16 protein-coding genes are annotated in these 15,989 nt (G+C 39.2%); 6 read left to right on the forward strand and 10 right to left on the reverse strand.

The window, feature by feature from the left end; all coding sequences use genetic code 11:
* Positions 1 to 181: 181 nt before the first annotated feature.
* Positions 182 to 760 (forward strand): hypothetical protein, encoded by a 579-nt coding sequence (locus KO513_RS06995; protein WP_215438327.1) that lies wholly within the window; start codon positions 182 to 184, stop codon positions 758 to 760.
* Between the two features lie 24 nt (positions 761 to 784).
* Here the strand turns inward: KO513_RS06995 and KO513_RS07000 are convergent, their stop codons facing one another.
* A complete protein-coding gene (locus KO513_RS07000; RefSeq protein WP_215912829.1) occupies positions 785 to 2,302 on the reverse strand; it encodes a GH3 family domain-containing protein in 1,518 nt (505 codons plus the stop codon).
* A 195-nt stretch (positions 2,303 to 2,497) separates the two neighbouring features.
* Between KO513_RS07000 and KO513_RS07005 the strand changes: the two genes are divergently transcribed.
* Positions 2,498 to 3,883, forward strand: coding sequence for an exonuclease domain-containing protein (locus KO513_RS07005; RefSeq protein WP_215912830.1), 1,386 nt, complete (start codon positions 2,498 to 2,500; stop codon positions 3,881 to 3,883).
* Positions 3,884 to 4,226: 343 nt separating this feature from the next.
* Here KO513_RS07005 and KO513_RS19715 read toward each other — a convergent pair whose 3' ends face one another.
* Positions 4,227 to 4,355, reverse strand: a complete 129-nt coding sequence (locus KO513_RS19715) for a hypothetical protein (RefSeq protein WP_256439071.1) — start codon at positions 4,353 to 4,355, stop codon at positions 4,227 to 4,229.
* A gap of 210 nt (positions 4,356 to 4,565) precedes the next feature.
* Between KO513_RS19715 and KO513_RS07010 the strand changes: the two genes are divergently transcribed.
* Positions 4,566 to 5,285 (forward strand): suppressor of fused domain protein, encoded by a 720-nt coding sequence (locus KO513_RS07010; RefSeq protein ID WP_215912831.1) that lies wholly within the window; start codon positions 4,566 to 4,568, stop codon positions 5,283 to 5,285.
* Between the two features lie 24 nt (positions 5,286 to 5,309).
* On the opposite strand, the gene KO513_RS07015 is transcribed toward KO513_RS07010, so the two are convergent.
* The gene (locus KO513_RS07015; protein ID WP_215912832.1) at positions 5,310 to 5,909 is read right to left on the reverse strand and encodes a hypothetical protein; all 600 of its coding nucleotides are present in this window, start codon (positions 5,907 to 5,909) and stop codon (positions 5,310 to 5,312) included.
* A gap of 299 nt (positions 5,910 to 6,208) precedes the next feature.
* Between KO513_RS07015 and KO513_RS07020 the strand changes: the two genes are divergently transcribed.
* From KO513_RS07020 to KO513_RS07030, 3 genes are read left to right on the forward strand one after another with little or no spacing between them, the layout of a single operon-like run.
* On the forward strand, positions 6,209 to 7,180 hold the full coding sequence (locus KO513_RS07020) for a PIN domain-containing protein (protein ID WP_215912833.1): 972 nt from the start codon (positions 6,209 to 6,211) through the stop codon (positions 7,178 to 7,180).
* A 58-nt stretch (positions 7,181 to 7,238) separates the two neighbouring features.
* The gene (locus KO513_RS07025) at positions 7,239 to 7,778 is read left to right on the forward strand and encodes an ASCH domain-containing protein (protein WP_215912834.1); all 540 of its coding nucleotides are present in this window, start codon (positions 7,239 to 7,241) and stop codon (positions 7,776 to 7,778) included.
* A gap of 21 nt (positions 7,779 to 7,799) precedes the next feature.
* On the forward strand, positions 7,800 to 8,228 hold the full coding sequence (locus KO513_RS07030; RefSeq protein WP_215912835.1) for a DUF7079 family protein: 429 nt from the start codon (positions 7,800 to 7,802) through the stop codon (positions 8,226 to 8,228).
* A gap of 84 nt (positions 8,229 to 8,312) precedes the next feature.
* Here the strand turns inward: KO513_RS07030 and KO513_RS07035 are convergent, their stop codons facing one another.
* The 7 genes from KO513_RS07035 to KO513_RS07065 all read right to left on the reverse strand — a co-directional run bounded on the left by KO513_RS07035 (position 8,313) and on the right by KO513_RS07065 (position 15,939).
* Positions 8,313 to 9,722, reverse strand: coding sequence for an MBL fold metallo-hydrolase (locus KO513_RS07035; protein ID WP_215912836.1), 1,410 nt, complete (start codon positions 9,720 to 9,722; stop codon positions 8,313 to 8,315).
* Positions 9,723 to 9,846: 124 nt separating this feature from the next.
* On the reverse strand, positions 9,847 to 11,577 hold the full coding sequence (locus KO513_RS07040) for a SulP family inorganic anion transporter (RefSeq protein WP_215912837.1): 1,731 nt from the start codon (positions 11,575 to 11,577) through the stop codon (positions 9,847 to 9,849).
* Between the two features lie 76 nt (positions 11,578 to 11,653).
* Entirely contained in the window at positions 11,654 to 12,835 is a 1,182-nt protein-coding gene (locus tag KO513_RS07045) for a cytochrome-c peroxidase (protein WP_215912838.1), read from the reverse strand.
* A gap of 111 nt (positions 12,836 to 12,946) precedes the next feature.
* Entirely contained in the window at positions 12,947 to 13,807 is an 861-nt protein-coding gene (locus KO513_RS07050) for an SDR family oxidoreductase (RefSeq protein WP_215912839.1), read from the reverse strand.
* Between the two features lie 65 nt (positions 13,808 to 13,872).
* Positions 13,873 to 14,424, reverse strand: a complete 552-nt coding sequence (locus tag KO513_RS07055; RefSeq protein ID WP_215912840.1) for a TetR/AcrR family transcriptional regulator — start codon at positions 14,422 to 14,424, stop codon at positions 13,873 to 13,875.
* 94 nt (positions 14,425 to 14,518) lie between these two features.
* A complete protein-coding gene (locus tag KO513_RS07060) occupies positions 14,519 to 15,151 on the reverse strand; it encodes a Crp/Fnr family transcriptional regulator (protein WP_215912841.1) in 633 nt (210 codons plus the stop codon).
* Positions 15,152 to 15,162: 11 nt separating this feature from the next.
* Complete coding sequence (locus KO513_RS07065; RefSeq protein ID WP_215912842.1) at positions 15,163 to 15,939, reverse strand: aldose 1-epimerase; 777 nt, start codon at positions 15,937 to 15,939, stop codon at positions 15,163 to 15,165.
* Positions 15,940 to 15,989: the final 50 nt, after the last annotated feature.

Here is a 15,989-nt window from a genome sequence, read left to right on the forward strand (position 1 = left end):
GGCATCCTCCCCAATTTTAAAATTCCCTCTTTAAACCTTAAAATGAGTGTGCTTTCCAATTTATAATTAACCGGTTAGGTAAAAGGGTTTTAATCTACAGCAGGGTTTTATATATTATGTCTCATTAATGTAAACACGTATAATTTAGGTTTTGTATTACTTTAAACTATTCATATTCTTCATGGCTTTTGTCCAATTAAATGCACAACATACAGTTCCCGATGTCATAAAAAATGAGGCCCGGATTGCGCTATCGCACTACCCGGAATTGGAACAAACACCCATAACCTTTAAAATTGTAAAGAAGATCAAGCAATCTACCATGCAGGCGCAGCCCAAATTCAACAGTCTTTTTAAAGGACGAAAGAAGCGTGCCTATGTTATTCTAATAAGTGAAAAAATAAAGATTTCCGATACCGTCTTTTTTACCAAAGATGTACCAAGTGACATTATGATCGGTTGGTTGGGGCATGAACTAGGGCATGTAATGGATTACAGGAACCGCAGTACCCTAAATCTTATTTGGTTTGGCCTTAAATATTCATTTTCCGGCTCATATATTAAAGAAGCGGAACGCGCAGCGGATACTTTTGCCGTTGCCCACGGAATGCACGATTATATTCTAAAAACGAAACATTTTATTCTGGATCATGCCGAAATTGAAGAAAAGTACAAAGAACGTATAAGACGTTATTACTTGTCTCCCGAAGAGATTATGGCCATTGTAAAAGAAAGGGAGACTACTGAAAAGAAACCCTAATCTCCTTACAGCTAAAACTCACCCCTATGGATTCACAAAAGCTTCCCATTCCTTAAATTTCTCCTCGCCCATAACACGCTCCATTTTTACTTGTCCGCCTTTCTTTTTATTCTTTCCGTTCCAGTCATGAAAAACGGATGGCGGCACGGTTACGACCTTTACACCCTTTAATGCTTTGGAACGTGCCACTTTATAGTTCTTATTGGCATTTTTAAGAGATTCGTCCAACGCATTGGCCAATTCAATAGCATCTGTTTTGTCTTCCGTGCCCAGATACCAGCAGTGGTAAAACTCACCGTCTATTCGTTTGGCGCATAAGGTATATTCCGGAATTCGGATACTGAATTTTTCTTCCAACTCCTGCACTCCGGCATCCATTTTATTTACTGATAATTGAGAACCCACCGTATTCAGGAAGAACTTGGTTCTACCCGTTATTTTTATTTCTGCGCGTTCTACATTCGTAAATTCAATGGTATCCCCTATTAGGTAGCGCCACGCTCCGGATACGGTACTTATAATCAATACATAATCCTGACCTTCTTTAACTTCGGAAAGTTTTAAGGAGGGCGCATCATCACTTAGCGAACCATCTGGTTGAATGTATTCCGGCTCAAAAGGAACAAATTCAAAATAGATACCGGAATCCGTAGAGAGTTGCATGGCATCAGTTTCGGGTCGGGCTTGAAATGCTATAAATCCTTCCGAAGCCAAATAGGTGTCTATTACGGTTACGGGTTTGCCCAGCAACGCATTAAAACTTTTTTTATACGGCCCAAAAGCCACCCCGCCCGAGGTATAGACCTGCAGATTGGGCCAAATCTCGTGAATATGTTGCAAACCATGGTAGTCTATAACTTTCTGTAACATTAACTCTATCCAAGAGGGAATACCACTTAATGCGCCAATATCCCAATTGGGAGCTTCTTCCGCTATTTTTTGCACCCGCTCGTCCCAATCATCGATCTCCGCAATTTCTTCGCCCGGCTTATAATAACCCCTGAACCAAGTTGGTATGTTACTGGCACTTATGCCACTGATCTCCCCTTCTTCGTGACCTTCTACCTTATTCAAATCCGTAGAACTGCCCAACATTAGAATTCCGAGCTCAAAAAAATCAGGAGGTAAATCAAAATTGCTCAAGGCAAACACCTGCTCTACTCCCGTGCTCCGGATTGCATCTATCATATCATTAGTAACCGGAATTCTTTTACTCGTTTTTCCTGTAGTACCGGAACTTAAGGCGAAGTAATCCGGTGTTCCCGGCCAAGTTACATTCTCTTCTCCTTCGTGCAGTTTCTGCCACCACTCCTTATTGATTCGGTTATAATCAAAATAGGGAACAGATGCAGCAAAAGCATCCGCAGGACTACTGGATTCGCGGATAGCCTTAAAATTGTAGTGCTTTCCAAAAGCAGTGTTTTCAGCCTTTTTTAAGAGCGCTTCAAGTACGGCTTCCTGTTCCTCAATCGGATTTTTAGTTCCTGTGAGCTTATCCCTTGCATCAATAAATCCTTTTATAATGTGTCCAATGATCGGCATGTGAATCGTTTTGTGTAAAAATAATCCTAAACAGATTGGAGACTGTTCTTTATGCAATGTTTGATTAACCCAAACGACCGCTTTTTACACCTATTTTTTTGTTGAATTACTGTCCCCTTTTGGCCATAACGTTAAACTTTTTAAAGCCGAAAGAAGTTTGCGTAATTTTATCGTCCAATTCCACCACACATACATTTGTACAGCATAGTAGACATAGAGACTACCGGCAACGGTATTAAGGGTAACAAGATTACCGAAATTTCCATATTTATATTTGACGGTCATGAGATTGTAGATGAGTTTACTTCCTTGGTAAATCCGCAATCTGAAATTCCCTATTTCATAACACGATTAACGGGAATTGATAATGACATGGTCCGTGATGCCCCTACGCTTGACGAAATTGCGGAAGACATTCTAAAAATTACAGAGAATACCATTTTTGTGGCCCACAGCGTTAATTTTGATTACAATGTAATTAAAAACGAGCTGAAACTCTTAGGGTTGGATTTTATACGAAAAAAACTCTGTACGGTTCGTCTATCCCGTAAGCTCTTGCCCGGCTACCATTCCTATAGCCTGGGCAAATTATGTTCTTCGTTAAATATACCTTTAACGGATAGGCACCGTGCCCGTGGAGATGCCCATGCCACTACCCTACTTTTTAAAAAACTCTTGCGTGCAGATGGTGCCGCACAAGTTTTTAAGACCTTTCTAAACGCCCGCTCCCAAGAAGCCACTTTACCTTCGGCATTACCCAAGGAAGCTTTTGAAAAGTTGCCTACGGCACCTGGTGTGTACTACTTTAAGAACGGAAAAGGAAAAATCATTTACGTAGGCAAGGCCATTAACATCAAAAAACGTGTACTCAGCCATTTTTACGATAAGTCCTCCAAAGAAATAGCCCTTTGCCAAGCAACTGCGGATATTGATTTTGAACTTTCCGGAAGTGAGCTTTTAGCACTCTTAATGGAATCGGAAGCCATAAAACACCATTATCCGGAATTTAACCGTGCCCAGAAAAGGAAGATTCAGCCGTATGGTATATTCAGTTATGAAGACCGGAACGGCATTATGCACCTAGCGTTCAATAAACTGAAAATGGCACCCAATTCTGTGTTGACGCTCTACGGCCCAACGGACTGCCGTTTGTTCATAGAGGAAATCTGTAAAAGTTTTAGGTTATGTCCTAAATACTGCCACTTACAAGAGAACGTTAAAAGCTGCAACCATTACCGGTTAGAAAGCTGTGATGGCATTTGTAGAGAGGAAGAAGATATTGCCCTATACAACGAAAAAGTACAATTGGCCTTGAACCATATTAAAGCGCAGAAAGAAGATTTTGTCATTAAGGAAAAAGGGCGAAATCCGGAAGAACAGGCCTTTGTTCTGGTAAAGAACAGTACGTACATGGGGTACGGTTTTATAGGCGGGGAAGAAACAATTACTGCGGACCATGAACTGGAAAATTTTCTAGTACAACAGAACAACACCCTAGAAACGGAGAGTATAATCAAATCCTATATCAGTAAAAATCCGGGTAAGATTATGGTGTTAAAAAGTGAACATCAGGGCAGTTAGCGCTTAGGCTATTTATTCAGTTTCCTGTACATAAGAATTACGAACAACAACCATACACTAAATATGACGATTACAACAGTGGTATATATCCATATAGCATCCATAAGTTCGGTTTCAGTTGGTACAACAGTTTGGCGGCTTTAGCTGAACTAAAAAAAATTGACCAATAAATAGTCGATTAATTTGTAATCCAATTCTTACTAAAGGTACGTAATAAGATGTAAACACACCTCATTAGCTTTATGATTGTCTTAACATTTACAAAAATTGCAAGAAAAAAGTGCTAAGCCTGTCTTATTCGCAACAAAAAGTAACTTAAATGCACAAAATCAAGAAGATACGGTTACTTTTTTCCGCCACTATTTATAAAAAGAATAATCATAACCACCAGAGCAATACATACCAAAGCAAAAATGGCGATCATAACAATACCGTTGCTATAGTTAACGAGAGGTAAATTTTGTGAAATCATAGGTCAATTATTTATAACTCCACAAATCTATAGTAGACCTACTACCCAAACTATGATAATTATCAGGGTAGCCGGTTTTTAGAAAATAGAACACAATTCCTTAATTGAATTTGTCAGAAATTTCTCGTATTTTTCGTTTAGCAAATCACGTAATGTATCTATTAACCTGATCTGCAGTCGTATAAATTTAGTTGTATTAAGTATTCAAAGATGGAAAAATCAGAATCAGGTTCCCCCATATACCGTTATAAAGAAACCGATAAAAAAAAGTTTGAAGGTGCGTCCGGGGAACCATCAATAGAGGAGATATCAAATCATATAGAAAAAAACATTGGTGAAATTCACATGGTGTTCCATGAACTAGTTTCTGATCAGGTACATATTGATGTACACTGGGTGAAGCCAACAAAGGAAAGACCTTTTCATACTTTGGTCACATCGGGGATGAGTGATAAACCCATGAACACTCCTGATGGAGTTGAAGGCTGTGATTATGCAGAACTAAGTATCTGTCTCCCCGAAGAATGGAAAATATCCGATGAGGACTTTAAGGATGAAAAAAATTACTGGCCTATCCGATGGTTAAAATATCTTGCCAGATTTCCTCATGAATATAACACCTGGTTAAGTTATGGGCACACTATACCCAACGGAAATCCCGCAGAACCTTTTGCAGAGAACACGGGCTTAAATACAATGATGTTGTTGCCGACCATTGTATTGGGAGAAAATTTCCATATGCTAAAGCTTCAGAATAAATCAATTAATTTTTATTCGTTGATTCCCATATATACTGATGAAGTAAATCTAAAAATGAAAAAAGGGGTTGAAGCACTTTTTGATGGGTTTGACAAGTTTCAAGTAACGGATATTCTTCATATTGATAGACCTAATACTGTCAAAAAGAAAAAACTGTTCGGGTTGTTTTAAAGATACAATCCCTAATCAACGTATTTAATTGAGCCTATTTTTTTGGTATTTATGAATGAGTTTCCTTGCTCCTTTCAGCATAATCATATGTGAACTTGGATTTATTGAAGGTATGCTTTTATCATCTGGGAAAATGGGCTCTTGGTTGGGGAGTGTTTTTCCGTACACTTGAGAAGACGAAATAAGTTCTCCCGAATTCAAATCATAAATTGATATGGAAACCGAAGCCCTGTTGCTTGAGGTCTCCCCTTCAAAACTGATGGAGCCAGCACCATCACTAATTACATTACCCCCTACGTTAATAATATAGTCACAATCGGTAGCTGTTTTTAGGTCTTCTAGCTCTACGTCCGATAAGTTGAACTTAATGTCAGGAGCTATTAATTTTGACGCACTTAACGTATTTATCTCAATTAATGAATCGCCCAGTATTTTTTTGAAATCCTCAACCGAGTTGTAATACAGTTTGTTATCAAACTTTTTTGAGTTGGATACGGTTCTATTCATAATCCATTTTCCTGTACTGAAATCCAACTCCTTTCCGGTATCAAAAAAATAATCGTATTTGGCACTACCACAAGAATAAAAGGCACAAACAATAACAAAGAGAGCTAGTTTCTTCATGTAAGATTTTAGGTTAAAAATTGAGTAAATTTAATTATTTATTCCATTCAAAATCATAAATAAAAACCGCAAAAAATACAGGTTGACTATAAGCCGGAAACCTTAAAGTAGTCCCGTTGTAGGGAAGAAAATGGAACTTAAAACATCGTTGACTTTTGTCTGTTCGTAGATAAATTTATTGCTGTAGCGAAGTTGTCAGAAATTTCTAGTATTTTTCGATTAGGAACTTAATTTTGGTTTACAATCTATTTAATAAAAAAGTCGGCAATAATTTCACAATACCATTTGACAAAAGAAAAATGAACGTTTTCATAGATACCAATATTTATCTGAATTTTTATCATTACTCTAGTGACGAACTAGAAGAGTTGAAAAAATTAATAGTTTTAATTGAGCAAAAACAAATCAATTTGTTAATACCCCGGCAAGTTTTTGACGAGTTCATGAGAAATCGAGAAACAAAAATTTCAGATGCACTAAAAAGATTTAAACAAGAGAGATTAAATGAGGCATTTCCTATTTTCATGAAAGAGTATCCTGAATTTGAATCAATGAAAACTGCTATTAAAGAATACAATAACAATAAGCAAATTCTATTGAAAAAAATCCAACTTGCCATTGAAAATTACTCATTAAAAGCCGATGAAATAACTACAGAAATATTTCAAAAAACAACTTTAATTAGCCCCAATGAAAAATTAATTTCTGATGCTAAAATTAGATTTGACTTGGGAAATCCCCCAGGAAAAAACAATTCTTATGGGGATGCTTTGAACTGGGAAACTCTTCTAAACATGGTTGATGTTTCAAAAGACCTTGTGTTTATTTCAGGTGATAAAGATTATCTTTCTGAAGTCGACAACACAAAATTCAACAGGTTCCTTCTTAATGAGTGGAAAACTAAGAAATCATCGAAAATTATATTTTTCAAATCCATTTCTGAATTTTTCAGAAAATACTATCCGGATATAAAATTGGCTTCTGAACTAACTAAGGATCTTTATATTGAGAGATTGGAAAACTCACAATCGTATAAACAGGCTAGAATAAACCTATATTATCTTTCGAATTTTGAAGATTTCACCTCGGAGCAATTAAATCGTATTTACCATGCAGTGATTGACAATTCACAAATACTTTGGATTTCCCAAGACGAGGATATAAATTCGATATTATTTGGTTTAATTGACAAACACAAAGAAATAATTGATGAAATTATTTTAACTCGATTTTTAGGAACAATTAAAAGAATAATCCCTAAAGCTACCTAACTAGAAAAAACATACTCAAATTGTCACACTAAAAATTAAAAAATCTACAAAAAATAAAATGAAAAACCTCATCCTAATCGCCTTTCTGATCCTGGCCAGCTGTAAAGGCAAAACCAAAACGGAGCAAGAGGTTGCCATAGACTCATCCGTTCCGGAAATGTGGGAGGTTTTTATAACATCCCATCCGGAGTTCAAGGGTGAGGAACAGCCAGAATCTTGGTTTTTCCATAACAATAAAGCAGATGCCGATCGGCTCGCAAAATTGGTCTCAACAGGCAAAAAACAAGCAGGTTCCGGGCTGTATGCTTGGTACGAAGAAGCCAACGCAGATTTGCCCTCCGTAGGTACAAAACACATCATCACCAATTTTGATGGAAAAGCGCAAGCTATAATTAAAGTAACAAAAGTAGATACCATTCCCTTTAATGAAATATCAGAAACCTATGCTGCTCTGGATATGGGAACAACGGATGACCCTCTCAATAAATGGAAAAAAGCGCATTGGGATTTCTTTTCTAGCGCAATGAAAGAAAGTGGAGAAAAACCAACCGAAAATATGCTTATTGTTTGCGAGTGGTTTGAAACCGTATGGCCTTAAGTCCAAACACCTATTTCACTCATGAAGCCAGACCAAAAGAAGTCTAATGAATCGGTGCCAACAACCATGCAGATGGAATTGGAGCAAAGATTTCCGGTATGGAATTCCATTTCGGAACTGTATCTGGATACGGAACTACAAGATTATAATTACGACACCATAACCCGCACTTTTATTAACTCCGGCTTTTCTCTAGAGGAATTAAAAGCAATTGACCGCCACGAGGTTTTTCCCGTACTCAAAGCTAACCTATTGAACATCTTTGGCGAATGGAGAGGTTTTGACGAGCAATGGTTGAACGAAGAATGCACCAAGCGTTATTTAAAAAGAGAGAAGCGCTGGTTTAAGTATAAGAACCAATTTTACGATTACTTTTTGTTCTCCATGCGAAAAAACCATTGGACCGAAATTGAAAACCGAATGCAAATACATAGTGCCAATGCCAAATAGCACCCCAAGATTATCTAAAATCCAGAAAATAAAAACCCCAATTGCTCCTCTAAAACAATGGGGGTTTTATCTGTTTGTACGTAATTACAAGGTAGTAGGACAAACATAGTCCGTTGCAGGAACTTCGGCCTTTTTAAGAGCTCCAAAGCCACCTGCTATATCAATAAAGTTGTGTATCCCGCGGCTCTTTAAAATAGATTCCGCTATTACGGAACGGTAGCCACCGGCACAGTGTACCAAAAAGGTCCTGTCCTTAGGAAATTCGTTCAGGTAATCGTTCAGGCTATCCAAAGGTGTGTTCTCCGCATCTATTACATGCTCGGAAAGGAATTCACTTTCCTTGCGCACATCAAACACTTCAGCTTCTTTACCCTCGATTTTTGGTTTTGCCTCTTCTGCAGGAATAGAGGTGATGGTATCGTAATCCTTACCCGATGCTTTCCAAGCGTTGAATCCGCCTTTCAAGAATCCTATGGTAGCATCAAACCCTACACGGGACAAACGGGTTACCGCTTCCTCTTCCATATCTTCCGGCGTTACCAACAAAAGGGGTTGTTTGGTGTCTGCGATAAGGGCACCTACCCACGGGGCAAAATCCCCATTAAGGCCAATAAATATAGACCGTGGAATGTGACCTTCTATATAATCTTTTTGATGCCTTACATCCAGAACCACCGCTCCGGATTCGTTAGCAATCAGTTCAAAAGCATCTGGATCTAGAGCCGTGGTACCACGGTCAAGAACATCTGCAATATCTTCATATCCTTCTTTGTTCATCTGTACGTTCAAAGGAAAATATTTGGGTGGCGGCATCAGACCGTCCGTAACTTCCTTAATAAACTCGTCCTTGGTCATATCTGCTCGCAAGGCATAGTTTACCTTTTTCTGGTTGCCCAAGGTGTCTACCGTTTCCTTCATCATGTTCTTGCCACATGCAGAACCTGCACCGTGTGCGGGGTACACAATAATATCATCGGACAAAGGCATGATTTTGTTCCTTAAACTATCGAACAAGACACCCGCTAAATCTTCTTGGGTCATATTTGCCGCTTTTTGAGCAAGGTCAGGTCGGCCTACATCGCCCAAAAACAAAGTGTCGCCGGAGAAAATAGCATGGTCCTTACCGTTTTCGTCTTTTAACAAATAGGTAGTACTTTCCATGGTATGCCCAGGGGTATGCAATGTTTTTATGGTAATATCGCCCAGCTTAAATTCTTGACCGTCCGTTGCGATCAATGCTTCAAAAGAAGGATTGGCATTAGGGCCGTACACAATTGTGGCGCCCGTTTCTTTGGCAAGGGTAACATGACCACTAACGAAATCCGCATGAAAATGGGTCTCAAAAATATACTTGATTTTTGCCCCTGCTTTTTCCGCTCTTTCCATATAAGGATGAACCTCTCGCAATGGGTCTATTATAGCCACCTCTCCTTTACTTTCAATATAGTAGGCACCCTGTGCCAGGCATCCGGTATAAATTTGCTCTATTTTCATGATGACTTATTTTTAAATTTCCTAAACTGGAAAAATTATACATTTTTAAATGGCCCTCCTAAAAAGGTTTACCTTTACTTCCTCTCTACAAAAATACGGCTATCGCCTAAATTAGAAAGTAACATTAGTTACGGTTACGACGATTCTGGTAGGCAACTTTTTCGCTCAATACCGATAAGGGCGTCATATTATCAAAATAATCTACCGCTTCTTTAGTCTGCACGAATAAATATTGCTTGTGCAAGGCTTCTATAATTCCACTACTAAAAATGGTGTCCCTAGTGGGTCCCGTAGCTCCCGAAATATAAAACTGAAGCCCTCTGTCATGTAGTTCGTCTATAACACGAATAAGCATTTGAGCTGCACTGGAATCTATATAACTAATGGCCTCCGCATTAAGAATGACCCCTTTTAGACTATCGCCTTTGGCATCTACATTCTTGAACAGTTCCTTTTTAAAGAAATTCTTATTGCCAAAATACAATTGGGAATCAAACCGAACGATAAGCAAGTCTTCCCGTACCAGAACATTCTGTCCAAACCGGTCTATATTCTTATAATAATCAGAACCGTCTATTCTACCCAACACGGCAAAATGTGGTTTTGAGCTCTTGTAAACCATTAACAGCAAGGACAACAATACACCTATTAAAATCCCCTCCGAAATACCGACAAATAGGGTAATCAAAAAGGTGGTTAACAGCACAAAAAGTTCATCCTTACGGTATTCCCAAAGGCTTTTAGGATAGGCAATATCAATAAGTCCGTAGACGGAAACCATAATAATACTTGCCAATACCGCCTTGGGCAAATAATAGAAAAGTGGTGTCAGGAACAAAAGGGTTACAGCCACTACAATTGCACTGAACAATAAGGCCATAGGCGTTTTTGCACCTGCCTGACTATTTATGGCCGAGCGAGAAAAACTTCCTGTTACCACGTATGATTGGAACAGAGACCCCAACATATTAGAACTGCCCAAAGCTATAAGTTCCTTATTGGCATCTATGGTCTCCTCCCCTGTTTGTTCCTCCATAGATTTACCAATGGAAATAGCTTCTAGATATCCAATAAGGGCCATTGTTACCGCAATGGGCGCCAATTCCAGTATAGTATCTACCTTTAATTGTGGCATGGTAAAAGAAGGGAGCCCCGTGGGAATCTCCCCAACAATATTGACACCCACAGCCGGAAGTTGTAAAAAATAAACGACCAGAATACCAATGATAACCACAAAGAGTACACCCGGTATACGCTTATCCCATTTCTTTAAACCTACGATTATTAGGATTCCTATAAACCCGATGGCAAAATCATACAGATTGGTTTCGGATAATTTTTCAAAGGCGTTCATTAGCAATAGGTCAAACCGGTTACTACGCGCAATATCCACTCCTAAAAGGTGCTTTAACTGACTGAACATGATTATAAGTGCCGCCGCCGAAGTAAAACCGCTTATAACCGGCTTGGACAAGAAATTCACCAAAAAACCCATCCGCAGAACCCCTAATATCAATTGCACTGTACCAACGGAAAAAGCCAAGAGCAATGCCATGGCAATATAATTGTCCGTAGAGGTAATGGCCAAGGTTCCTAAACCTGCCGCCACCAAAAGGGAATCCATTGCCACAGGCCCTACGGCCAACTGTCTAGAAGTACCAAAAAACGTATAGGCAATCATGGGCGCCAAAGAAGCGTAAAGCCCATAAACCGGTGGTAAACCGGCAATCATGGCATAAGCCATACCTTGGGGAATAAGAATAATGCCAACGGTAAGTCCGGCTATGAGATCTTTGGAAAACCAACTCTTATTATAGTTCGTAATCCACTCCAAAAAAGGAAGAATTCTTCGCATGGGACAAATGTACCATTAAATCTAAAATGGCTGTGTTACCTGTGTTACACCAACGTAAAGAAACCAAAATAAAATCTTATTGAATATTACCGCCTACTGGTAGACCACTGGGCACACTTTCCGGTAAACTCGTATCAAAATTGGTATCGTTAAGCGTATTTAAAAACGAAATAATCTGGGACATTTCCTTAACGGACAATTTCAGTTCCCTAACGAACGGATCGTACTTTTTAACCGGCACATGTTTGTTCCGTTCCTTACCATTGGCAATATCCTCATAAAATTCCAGCACCTTTTTAAGGGTAGTTAAACTGCCGTTGTGCATGTAAGGAGGCGTAAAACGTAAGTTTCGTAGGGTGGGCGTCCGAAAAGCAAAGGTGTCTTTAAAACCTGCATCCGGTTGTGCTAATTTTTCGTTCTCCGGCGTGCCCAGGACATGCATTTTGTAATCCGAAAACATAGGGCCGTTATGACAGTTGACACAGCCAACCGATTTAAAAAGCTCAAAACCCTCCTTTTCCGAAATCAAGATAGCATCCTGATCGCCCCGCATATATTGATCAAACCGGGAGTTATTAGTTACTAGCGACCTTTCAAAAGCTGCTATAGCCTTAGCTAGATTTTCTACGGATACCGCATTAGGTTCCCCAAAAGCATCCGCAAACAACTTTTGGTACTCAGGAATATTTTTCACACGGTCTACTACGGTCTGGAGAATACTGTCTTCGGCAATACCGTGCCCCCGCATTTCCTCAAAAGCCTTTATAGGTTCCAAAGCCTGTTTTTCAAGACTTTTTACACGGTCGTCCCAAAACATGGTTGCCTCAGAAGGTTCATAATTACCAAAAGCATCCATTCCATTATATGCCGAATTAATAATAGTAGGTGCATTTCTTTTTACAAAGGGAATATCATTGGACGCATTAAACTTACGCTTACTGCCCAAACCACTGGCGTTAGGACCGATACTGATATCCAAAAATTCTGCATACCCATTATCCGGATGATGGCAGGTGGCGCAAGCCACATCTTTATTTCCGGAAAGAATAGGGTCGTAAAAAAGTAATTTGCCCAGCGCTTCCTTTTCCGGTGTAGAGGGATTGTCTGCTGGAGATTTTACCGTTTTGGGCAACGCCGTATACGTAGTTACGACCCGTGTTGTATTCTGGGTCTTTTCTTGCTTTTTACCATTATCACCACAACCAATGAAAAACATTGGCAACGCAATAAACAACAGCTTTTTTCCTATTCCAGACATAAAAATAACTACGCAATAGAACAGTAAAAATAAGCAATAAAAGACAAAAGAAATATGATTTTTGTCAGCTAGCCCATTGAAAACCAGCTTAGCTGACAGCCCCGTTTTTTCTTATAGGAACCTAGTCTTAATCTCATTCACCAATTTAGTTCCGTCCGGGTCAGCTTTTGTCTTCAACTCACATAACTCTTCTGCCCATTTAGACGTACGAATGCGCATTGGTGGGTGCTCGTTTTCAGCAATATTCATGATTACAGCAGCCACTTCCTGACCGGTTTGGTAAATTTGCGCGGCACCCTCGCTCGCTCTCTCTTGGTTCTTTTTTAAATATTGCTGAAAAATTGGCAAATATTCTTCCGTAGCCAATTGACCATCAACCGCAGTTTTCTCAACAGCAGAAGTCATGAATTCCGTAGAGATGCCGCCAGGCTCAACACAGCTAAATTTAATATTAAAAGCATCGCCAAGATAACTGGCCAAACCTTCCATATACCCTTCTACCCCAAATTTTGCCCCACAATACAGCTCGTTAAAAGGTTGGCCCACCAAGCCACCAACAGAGGTAATACTAATTATCTGCCCTGACCTTTGCTTACGCATATACGGTAAAACAGCCTGTGTACAGAATACCACCCCGTGGTAATTTACATCCGTAACCCATCTGATTTCCTCTTCGCTGGCCTGTTCCGTAGTTTTGGCAAAACCCGCTCCGGCATTATTGACCAAAACATCTATCTGCCCGTCTTTCTCTATAATAGTTTCCACAGCCTTTTTAATGGAATCAACTTTGGTAACGTCCAGTTCCAAAATTTCAATATCCAAATGGGCTTCATCAATTTTTTCCTTTAAAGCAGTCGCCTTTGCCAAGTTTCGCATTGAAGCGTACACTTTATACCCTTTTTGTGCGAAAAGTAATGAAGCCTCTAGCCCTACTCCTGATGATGTTCCTGTTATTAATACGTTTCTCTTCATTTTATCTTAGTTTTAAAATATGTATTTTGGAATGAACATTCACTCCAATTTATGATTAAATTTTTTTAGCCCTTTATTCCATCCCAAACCATGTTCACTTGATTTTGAATAGAATTTGACGGTACATTTTCCTGTGAATGGTACCATCTTAAATAAGAAACCACTGCCCCACCCATAAACTGGATAAGCTCATCTGTTTCTATATTCTTTATAATCAGCAATTCTTTTCCCTTGTTGAGCAAATCATAGACCGGGAGTACCGTTGCTAACCCTTTTTTCTTACTTTCCTCGGTAATAATGGGTGAAGCCCTAATCTGCTCCATGAACATAAAATACTGGGCATTATCAATAAAAAACAGGATTATGTCTTTAAAATATCCTTCAAACTGGGATTTAATGGGTTGGGTTTCATCAAAATCAGGAAAAGCCGTATTCTCCTGCTCCTTAATGCTTACGTAGAGTTCATTAATCAATTCATCCTTAGTAGGGAAATAATTGTATATCGTTCCCATACCCGTTCCGGCATTTTTTGCAATAGCCGACATGGGCGTATTGTGCACACCCTTTGTTACCAAAAGTTCCAAAGCGGACCGTAAGATGTTTTCTTTCTTATTCACAGGGCAAATGTATTCTTTTTGGAATAAACATTCCAATTTTTTAACTAAACTTTAAATTTGAGGCTTTTACGCTTCTAAGAAAGTTGAAGAAAATCTATAAATCTACCACCTTAATCCGGTTACGTTGCATCTCAATCCTTCCCTCTTTTTCCAGTTTTTTCAACAACCTTGAAATCACTACACGAGAAGTATTTAAATCGTAAGCTATGTCTTGATGTGTGGTCTGCACAAATTCATCATGGTTTACCATAGCCTTGTCTTGAAGGTGCTTTAGTAATCTTTCATCCATCCGTAGAAAAGCTAAGGTGTCTACCGTTTCCAATAGTTCGGTCATTCGGGTATGGTAGCTGTCCAAGATAAATTTCCGCCATGTAGCGTATTTCGCCATCCAAACTTCCATCTTTTCTACGGGAATCATAATGAGTTCCGTGTCACTTTCGGCTACCGCACGTATCTCACTTTTATGGGTACCCACACAACATGAAAAGGTCATGGCACACGTATCTCCCCTTTCCAAAAAATACAATAAAAGCTCGTCTCCGTTCTCATCTTCGCGCAGGATTTTAATGGCGCCACTCAGTAACAAGGGCATATGGGATATGGTTTCGCCAATATCCATAATTACGGTACCCTGCTTAAATTTTTTCAACATACCTACGGTTTGCATTTCTTCTAGGAGGGCATCCTCAAAGAGATAGCCATAGTTTTGTAAAAGACCTTGTTTCATATATCTGGAGATTATATGGCGCTAATGGAAACCTTATATTCGCAATCGGTATTCTGAAGGTATTCAAACCCTTCGTGAAGTTTTGTTTGCTCTACTGCATACGGATAAAATGTAATAGGCTCTATGCAAACCATATTTGGAACTTCTGTCCACAACATAAAATTACCAAAGCCTTCCGTACGAATACGAAGTTCTTTCTGGTCTTTTAAGATGATTTCAGAACAATTAGGCACTTGTAGCGCCCTACTGCCCACATCCATAATTTCCTTAAGGGTGATTTCTTTTTCACCTGCCAACACTATTGGACTGTCCGCATAGAGTTTAAAAGCTGGATGATACCCCAACATAAACGGCATATCCCGTTCCCCCGAAACCGTAAAAACAACTTCAAGTCCCGTCTGGGTTAAACGGAAGGTTTTTTTAAAGCTGAAATCATACGTCCAAAACAACCACTCCTTATTGGATTTATTCGGGAATTTTGAGTTTTTTATTCGCGTACCCGCCGTATACTTTTTTTCTAAAACAGCTTCTGTGTCCGTAGTGGAAACTATCTCGTACGTCATCTCGCGAAGAAGACCATGCTGATCTTGGATAGCTATATCCCTTGGGGTCTGCACTTGAAACTTGGCATCGGCCGTAGGCCCAATAATAGGAAACATTTCGGTATCCGAACTACGCCACCCCGGAATCCCTTTTTGGTGAATATATTCATACCCATCTACCGTATACCCCACCAATTCTCCGGCATCTATATTTACTTTTTGATTTTCAAGCTTTAATTCTATCATCTCACTAAATTTTATAGCTGTTTAACAAGAAGTCGTTTTTCTTATCCTGT

It is taken from the genome of Zobellia sp. B3R18, assembly GCF_018860715.1.
Classification (GTDB): Bacteria; Bacteroidota; Bacteroidia; order Flavobacteriales; family Flavobacteriaceae; genus Zobellia; species Zobellia russellii.

Bases quoted from the DNA above. Each gene is read 5' to 3' on its own strand.
- KO513_RS19715 (WP_256439071.1), bottom strand. From the start codon at position 4,355: ATGATTTCACAAAATTTACCTCTCGTTAACTATAGCAACGGTATTGTT.
- KO513_RS07040 (WP_215912837.1), bottom strand. From the start codon at position 11,577: ATGCGAAGAATTCTTCCTTTTTTGGAGTGGATTACGAACTATAATAAG.
- KO513_RS07050 (WP_215912839.1), bottom strand. From the start codon at position 13,807: ATGAAGAGAAACGTATTAATAACAGGAACATCATCAGGAGTAGGGCTA.
- KO513_RS07060 (WP_215912841.1), bottom strand. From the start codon at position 15,151: ATGAAACAAGGTCTTTTACAAAACTATGGCTATCTCTTTGAGGATGCC.
- KO513_RS07030 (WP_215912835.1), top strand. From the start codon at position 7,800: ATGAAGCCAGACCAAAAGAAGTCTAATGAATCGGTGCCAACAACCATG.
- KO513_RS07045 (WP_215912838.1), bottom strand. From the start codon at position 12,835: ATGTCTGGAATAGGAAAAAAGCTGTTGTTTATTGCGTTGCCAATGTTT.
- KO513_RS07025 (WP_215912834.1), top strand. From the start codon at position 7,239: ATGAAAAACCTCATCCTAATCGCCTTTCTGATCCTGGCCAGCTGTAAA.
- KO513_RS07010 (WP_215912831.1), top strand. From the start codon at position 4,566: ATGGAAAAATCAGAATCAGGTTCCCCCATATACCGTTATAAAGAAACC.
- KO513_RS07065 (WP_215912842.1), bottom strand. From the start codon at position 15,939: ATGATAGAATTAAAGCTTGAAAATCAAAAAGTAAATATAGATGCCGGA.
- KO513_RS07020 (WP_215912833.1), top strand. From the start codon at position 6,209: ATGAACGTTTTCATAGATACCAATATTTATCTGAATTTTTATCATTAC.
- KO513_RS07000 (WP_215912829.1), bottom strand. From the start codon at position 2,302: ATGCCGATCATTGGACACATTATAAAAGGATTTATTGATGCAAGGGAT.
- KO513_RS07035 (WP_215912836.1), bottom strand. From the start codon at position 9,722: ATGAAAATAGAGCAAATTTATACCGGATGCCTGGCACAGGGTGCCTAC.
- KO513_RS06995 (WP_215438327.1), top strand. From the start codon at position 182: ATGGCTTTTGTCCAATTAAATGCACAACATACAGTTCCCGATGTCATA.
- KO513_RS07015 (WP_215912832.1), bottom strand. From the start codon at position 5,909: ATGAAGAAACTAGCTCTCTTTGTTATTGTTTGTGCCTTTTATTCTTGT.